Raw genomic sequence first — 6,504 nt, 5'->3', positions numbered from 1 at the left:
GCGGCCGCCGAGAGATTCCCGTGGTCGGTGACTGCCACAAACTGCCCCAGCCGATATAGGTCGATCGGCGCTTCCACGGGCAGCGCCGCGGCCGATCGCCCAGCGTCCGACTCATCCAGCACGGCATTCCATTCAACAAACAATCGTTGTGCGAAGACTACTAAATCCTGTTAGTCATTTGTGCTTTTCGCACGTAGCGTCGTTTAAAGAGGACAACGAGAGGAGGCTCCTGATGAGCGACCACAGCCTGCAGGGCAAGACGGTTCTGATTACCGGCGGCGCGAAGAACCTGGGCGGATTGCTCGCCCGAGATCTGGCCGGCCAAGGTGTCACAGCGATCGCGATCCACTACAACAGCGACGCAACCAAGCCCGCAGCAGAGGAAACGGTGGCCGCCATCGAGGCCTCCGGCCCGAGCGCGTACGCGTTCCAGGGCGACCTGACCTCAGCCGCCGCGGTGGCAGGCCTGTTCGACGACGCGAAGGCGGCCATGGGGTCGATAGACATCGCGGTCAACACCGCCGGCATGGTGATCAAGAAACCGATTCCGGAGATCACCGAGAGCGACTACGACAAGATCTTCGCGATCAATTCCAAGGCGGCGTTCTTCTTCATCCAGGAGGCGGGCAAGCAGCTCTCGGATGGGGGCAAACTTGTCACCCTGGTGACGTCGCTGTTGGCCGCCTACACCGGGCTGTACTCGATCTACGCCGGGTCCAAAAGCCCCGTGGAACATTTCACCCGGGCGGCATCAAAGGAATTCGGGGAACGCGGCATCTCCGTCGTCGCGGTAGCGCCGGGGCCGATGGAAACGCCGTTCTTCTACGGCCAGGAGACCGAGGAATCGGCCAAGTTCAACCAGACCGCGGCCGACCTGTCGAAATTCACCGAGACAGGTCTCACCGATCCTGTCGACATAGTTCGGCTCATCAGATTTTTGGTCAGCGACGGCTGGTGGATCACCGGACAAACCATCTTCGCGAATGGTGGCTACACGACTCGTTAAGGCTTCAGCGGTTCCTGACGCGCTGGACAACGATCACAACGACGAGCGCGCCTACCCCGGCCAGTGATGCCGTCACGACGGGCTTCTTGACGAACTCGATTACCCGGACTTTGAGATCATCGGCCAGACGGCGGGGGTTAGCCCGCTCAGCAAGCGAGTCGACGGTGGCCGCCAGCTGGTTGCGGGCGACGTCGATCTCCTGCTTGATGGCATCGGGGTCCCGTTCCGCCACGTGTCTGTCCTCCCGGTCTGGCTCGTGCACCTGACGAACTACCCTAGATCAGCCGGTTCCGATCCCGACGTTCCGGTGAACAGAAAGGGACCTACGTGACCCAGACCCCGCGGCTGGCCCCCGGCGACAAGGCACCCGGATTCAAGCTGCCCGACGCCGACGGTAAGACGGTGTCGCTGGCCGACTACAAGGGACGCCGCGTCGTCGTCTACTTCTACCCGGCGGCCTCCACGCCGGGTTGCACCAAACAAGCCTGCGCGTTTCGCGATAATCTGCACAACCTCAACGACGCCGGCATCGACGTCGTCGGCATCTCCCCCGACAAGCCGGAGAAGCTGGCCAAGTTCCGCGATGCCGAAGGGCTGAACTTCCCGCTGCTGTCAGATCCGGACCGTAAGGTGCTGACGGCCTGGGGTGCCTACGGCGAGAAGCAGATGTACGGCAAGACCGTTACGGGAGTCATCCGGTCTGCCTTCGTTGTCGATGAAAAGGGCAAGATCGCCGTGGCGCAGTACAACGTCAAGGCGGCGCACACCGCATCGTTCATCCAGAAGCAATTGGCTTCATAGACGGCTCGGCTTAGTGCGGCTGTAGGCCGTACACGACGTAGCAGGGCACCGCGGTATCTCCGGGACCAATTGGTCTGGGCGCGGTTCCCGGGGCATTCCACGTCGGAACACCATTGATGACCCAGCAATTCTTGTCCGCGAGATCGCCCGTTCGTGGTTCGCCATTGTTGGGATTGTTGGGCTTCGGCATATTGGGGCGCCCGGGCGGTTGCGCTGTGGGGGACGGCGTGGGTGACGGGGAGGTTTCGGGATCGTCGGGGTCCGCGGTCGCTACCGGCGCGCAGGCCAGGATGATGCCCGCGGCCGTCGCCCCCACCAATAGACTTCTTCGAGCCCGCCCGCGAATTGGTGTCATCGTTCGCCTCCCACCCGTTTGAACCTCAGGTATTCACCGAGAAGGGGGAAGATAAACCGGCTCGGCAAGCCGCAGAATTGCAACGACGGCAACGTGAAGCTGGACGGCGACAACAACACGTACACCATCACCGGCCACTGCCGCAGGCTAGAGGTCTTCGGTAGCGCAAATCGCGTCACCGTCGACAGTGCCGACACCATCAGCGTTTTCGGCGACGACAACGCGCTGATCTACCACTCGGGCTCACCGACGATCAACAAGACTGGAAACAACAACGCCGTCTCGCAACGCTCGAATGCTCGTTGAACCGCTGGATCGCCTCGGCGCACCATTGGCCACACCGGTCACGCCCGTCACCGGAAATGTGGCTTGTGTCTTTTTGTCCACCTCCGCGCGACAAATTGGCTTGCCGCGCAACGGTTGTCGCTCGGAGGCGGACCAAAGCCATGCATCCGAAATTCTGTGACGGATGAGACTTATGAGGAACACCCGGCTACCCCGTTCTGTGCACCACCGATCTGCCCCGGCCCGCCAGCAATTTGAAAACAGCTCGAACCATTGCGGGGGTGCGTCGCCACCCTCGATCTAGCCGCGTTCAGCCGAGTTGCCCAGGTTGGCCAACAGCAGCGTCTCGGCGATGGCGGCCCGCTCCAGCACGCCCAGATGCAAGCTCTCGTTGACGCTATGCGCCTGTGTCGCAGGATCTTCCACTCCCGTGACCAGGATCTTTGCTTGCGGAAAGGCGGCGGCGAATTCGGCGATGAACGGAATCGAACCGCCCATTCCCATGTCGATCGGCTCAGCACCCCACGCCTGCCGGAATGCGGCTCGTGCGGCGTCATAGACCGCGCCGCTGGCCTCGATGGCATACGGCTGGCCCTGCTCGCCGGGTGTGACCGTGACCTGTGCACCCCACGGAGCATTGCGCTGCAGGTGGGCGGTCAACGCGTCGAGGTGCGCCTGGGCGTCACCGCCGGGTGCGACCCGCATGCTGATCTTGGCCCGGGCCCGTGGGATCAGCGTGTTCGATGCCGCTGCAACAGATGTGGTGTCGATGCCGATCACCGTGATCGCCGGTTTGGCCCAAAGCCGCTGCGGCACCGAGCCCGATCCGATTTCCGAAACCCCTTCCAGCAAGCCGGAATCCTGCCGCAGGCGCTCTGCCGAGAAGTCGGGGTAATTCAGTGCGCTGGTGTCAGTTTCGTGCAAGCCGGCCACCGCGACGTTGCCGTCGTCGTCGTGCAGGCTCGCCAGCAGTCGCACCAGGACACTCAGCGCATCGGGAACCGCGCCGCCCCACAAGCCCGAGTGCAGTCCGTGGTCCAGGGTCGCAACCTCGACCACGCAGTCGACCAACCCACGTAGCGAAACCGTCAGCGCTGGAGTCTCGGTGCTCCAATTGTCCGAGTCGGCGATGACGATGACGTCGGCGGCCAGCTCGTCGCGGTGGGCGGCAAGTAATCGGGCCAGCGACGGTGACCCGGATTCTTCTTCCCCTTCGACGAAGACTGTGACGCCCACTGGGGGCTGGCCGTCGTGCGCGCGAAATGCCGCCAAATGCGTTGCGATGCCTGCCTTGTCGTCGGCGCTGCCGCGACCGTACAATCGTCCGTCGCGTTCGGTCGGCCGGAAAGGCGGCGATGACCACTGGGCCGGGTCGCCTTCGGGCTGCACATCGTGGTGGGCGTAAAGCAACACGGTGGGCGCGCCCTCGGGTGCCGGATGCTGGGCAATGACGGCCGGGGCACCGCCTTCGCTGACGATGCGCACATCGCTAAATCCTGCCTGTGACAACAGATCTGAGACGGCTTGCGCGCTGCGGTGTACCTCGTCGCGGCGGGCCGGGTCGGCCCACACCGATTCGATGCGCACCAGGTCTTCGAGATCGCGGCGCACCGACGGCAGTACCTCGCGGACGCGCTCAACCAGATCAGTCATGCTTTCGAGGCTACTAAGCTGTCCGTGTGACGACTCAGGGTCCGGACCCAACGACACCGTTGTGGCGGGCGGCGCAGGTATTTCGGCTGCTGAGTTGCCTTTACGCGCTGGGCTTCCACGTCGCGATCAATTCCGATCTTCGCCACCCGTTGACGGGTTGGCTGCTGTTTTGCGTTCTGATCGGCTGGAGTGCGGCCTGCGCTGTCGCCTACCTGCGAGGTTTCGGTCGCCGGCCGACGTGGGTGATCTCCGAAATCATCGTCGTGGTGCTGCTGATGGGGTCGAACCGAATCATCGCCTCCCCGCAGTGGGCGGCCGACAACCAGACCTGGCCCACCACGTTGTGGGCCAGCAACCCCACGATATCGGCGGCCCTGCAGTTCGGGCCGGCGGGCGGAATGCTGACCGGCCTGATCGTGATGGCCACCAATTTCGCGGTCAAGAATTACCTGTCCCTCAACCTTGGTCATAACGCCACGATCATCATCGAGTTGGCGATCGGGTTGGCGATCGGAATGGCCGCCCGGACCGCGCGCCGCGCCCACGACGAATTGCAGCGAGCCGCCCAGCTCTCGGCCGCGCTGGAGGAGCGCGAACGGCTATCGCGCCAAGTCCATGACGGCGTCATCCAAGTGCTGGCGCTGGTTGCCAAGCGGGGTCACGAGATCGGCGGCGCCACATCCGAATTGGCAGACCTGGCCAGTGAACAGGAACGCGCGCTGCGACGATGGATAACTTCGACGAGCATCGAGCAAGACGGCGACAGTCAGACCGTCGACCTGCGGGCGCTGTTGCGCCGCAGAGAGAGCGACCAGGTGTCGATGGTCTTGCCGGGCACCCCGGTGCCGTTTCCGCGGCAGACGGCGGCTGAACTGGATGCCGCGGTGGCAAACGCCCTCGACAACGTGCGATTGCACGCGGGACCGGAAGCCCGTGCTTTCGTGCTGCTAGAAGATTTGGGCGATTCGGTCACGGTGAGCATTCGTGACGACGGAGTCGGCATCAGCGCCGGACGGCTGAAGGAAGCGGAGGGCCAGGGGCGCCTCGGCGTCTCGAAATCGATTGTGGGACGGATGATTTCGCTGGGCGGCAGCGCAGAGCTTCACACGGGGGTGGGCGAAGGCACCGAGTGGGAGCTGCGCCTGCCGCGCACGGGTGCAGGAAAGGGGGGCCATGAGTGACGGCACCGTACCGACGGTGATGGTCGTCGACGACCATCCGATCTGGCGCGACGCGGTGGCCCGTGATCTTGCCGAGGAGGGTTTCAGCGTGGTGGCCACCGCCGATGGCGTGGCTGCGGCGAAACGGCGGGCGGCCGTGGTCAAACCCGATGTGGTCCTGATGGACATGCAGCTTGCCGACGGTACCGGAGTGCAGGCGACGACGGAGGTGCTCACGGTTTCGCCGTCGTCGCGGGTGCTGGTGCTGTCCGCCTCGGATGAACGCGACGACGTGCTGGAAGCCGTCAAAGCGGGGGCGACCGGCTATCTGGTCAAAAGCGCCTCGAAGTCCGAGCTCAGCGACGCGGTGCGGGCCACCGCCGCCGGGCGCGCCGTGTTCACCCCGAGCCTGGCTGGTCTGGTGCTTGGTGAGTACCGGCGCATCGCGCAGAGCCCGGACCCTGCGCCGGCAGGCCCGAGCCTCACCGAGCGGGAGACCGAGGTATTGCGCTACGTCGCAAAAGGGTTGTCCGCCAAGCAGATTGCCGAGAAGCTGTCGTTGAGCCACCGAACGGTGGAGAACCATGTGCAGGCGACGTTCCGGAAGCTGCAAGTCGCCAATCGGGTGGAGCTGACCCGCTACGCGATCGAGCACGGCCTCGACGAGTAAGTGTGGCGAGCCCTCAACTGTCGCGCAGGGCGGTGAGGCCACGACGCTCGGTGGCGTGCTTGGCCTGCGAGAGTGCCGCGTCCTCCGAAGCCGGGTCCGGGAAGAACAAACCCGAGCCGGGCCGCCCGCCGGCACCGAGCTTGTTCATGCGCTTGGGGACCGGAGCGCCCTGGTATTCCAGCGGCAGCGAGTGGCCCTTCTCGTCGACCGGGCCCAGCGGCTGGTGCAGCTCGATGTAAGCGCCGTGCGGCAGCCGTTTGATGATGCCGGTCTCCACCCCGTGCTCGAGCACCGCGCGGTCGCTGCGCTGCAGCCCGATGCACCACCGATAGGCGACGAAGTACACCAGCGGCGGCAAGATCACCATGCCGATGCGCCCGATCCACGTCGTCGCGTTCAGCGAAATGTGGAACTTGAACGCGATGATGTCGTTCATCGCCGCCAGCGTGAGCACCATGTAGAAGCTGATCGCCATGGCCCCGACCGCGGTTCGCACCGGGGCGTCGCGGGGGCGCTGCAGCAGATTGTGGTGCGCATAGTCCCCGGTGAACCGCTTCTCCAAGAACGGATAAAC

Annotated in this window: 7 protein-coding genes and 1 pseudogene; 5 read left to right on the top strand and 3 right to left on the bottom strand. The window is 64.5% G+C overall.

All coding sequences use genetic code 11. The features are described from left to right. The first annotated feature begins 232 nt into the window (after window positions 1-232). Window positions 233-1,006, top strand: a complete 774-nt coding sequence (locus A5791_RS16205) for an SDR family oxidoreductase (protein ID WP_067238827.1) — start codon at window positions 233-235, stop codon at window positions 1,004-1,006. Between the two features lie 4 nt (window positions 1,007-1,010). On the opposite strand, the gene A5791_RS16200 is transcribed toward A5791_RS16205, so the two are convergent. After that, window positions 1,011-1,238: a DUF3618 domain-containing protein gene (locus tag A5791_RS16200; RefSeq protein WP_067238823.1), complete on the bottom strand. Its 228-nt coding sequence runs from the start codon at window positions 1,236-1,238 to the stop codon at window positions 1,011-1,013. 95 nt (window positions 1,239-1,333) lie between these two features. Between A5791_RS16200 and bcp the strand changes: the two genes are divergently transcribed. Further along, window positions 1,334-1,807 (top strand): thioredoxin-dependent thiol peroxidase, encoded by a 474-nt coding sequence (gene bcp / locus A5791_RS16195; protein WP_067238820.1) that lies wholly within the window; start codon window positions 1,334-1,336, stop codon window positions 1,805-1,807. 448 nt (window positions 1,808-2,255) lie between these two features. Further along, a complete protein-coding gene (locus tag A5791_RS16190; protein WP_067238815.1) occupies window positions 2,256-2,468 on the top strand; it encodes a DUF3060 domain-containing protein in 213 nt (70 codons plus the stop codon). 279 nt (window positions 2,469-2,747) lie between these two features. Here the strand turns inward: A5791_RS16190 and A5791_RS16185 are convergent, their stop codons facing one another. Further along, window positions 2,748-4,100 (bottom strand): dipeptidase, encoded by a 1,353-nt coding sequence (locus tag A5791_RS16185; RefSeq protein WP_067238812.1) that lies wholly within the window; start codon window positions 4,098-4,100, stop codon window positions 2,748-2,750. A gap of 26 nt (window positions 4,101-4,126) precedes the next feature. On the opposite strand from A5791_RS16185, the gene macS reads away from it, so the two are divergent. Beyond that, on the top strand, window positions 4,127-5,281 hold the full coding sequence (gene macS / locus A5791_RS16180; RefSeq protein ID WP_067238809.1) for a MacS family sensor histidine kinase: 1,155 nt from the start codon (window positions 4,127-4,129) through the stop codon (window positions 5,279-5,281). Then, complete coding sequence (locus tag A5791_RS16175; RefSeq protein ID WP_067238806.1) at window positions 5,274-5,930, top strand: response regulator transcription factor; 657 nt, start codon at window positions 5,274-5,276, stop codon at window positions 5,928-5,930. Before macS ends, A5791_RS16175 begins: the two co-directional genes overlap by 8 nt. 13 nt (window positions 5,931-5,943) lie before the next feature. Here A5791_RS16175 and A5791_RS16170 read toward each other — a convergent pair. Further along, window positions 5,944-6,504, bottom strand: a pseudogene (locus A5791_RS16170) (cytochrome b); the annotation flags it as partial.

The sequence above is a fragment of the Mycobacterium sp. 852002-51163_SCH5372311 genome (assembly GCF_001667115.1).
Taxonomy (GTDB): Bacteria; Actinomycetota; Actinomycetes; order Mycobacteriales; family Mycobacteriaceae; genus Mycobacterium.
Note: the sequence above shows the minus strand (reverse complement) of the source record. Positions and strands in the feature narration are given on the sequence as shown.

Coding starts and splice junctions, on each gene's coding strand:
- A5791_RS16205 (WP_067238827.1), top strand. CDS start 233: ATGAGCGACCACAGCCTGCAGGGCAAGACGGTTCTGATTACCGGCGGC.
- A5791_RS16185 (WP_067238812.1), bottom strand. CDS start 4,100: ATGACTGATCTGGTTGAGCGCGTCCGCGAGGTACTGCCGTCGGTGCGC.
- A5791_RS16175 (WP_067238806.1), top strand. CDS start 5,274: ATGAGTGACGGCACCGTACCGACGGTGATGGTCGTCGACGACCATCCG.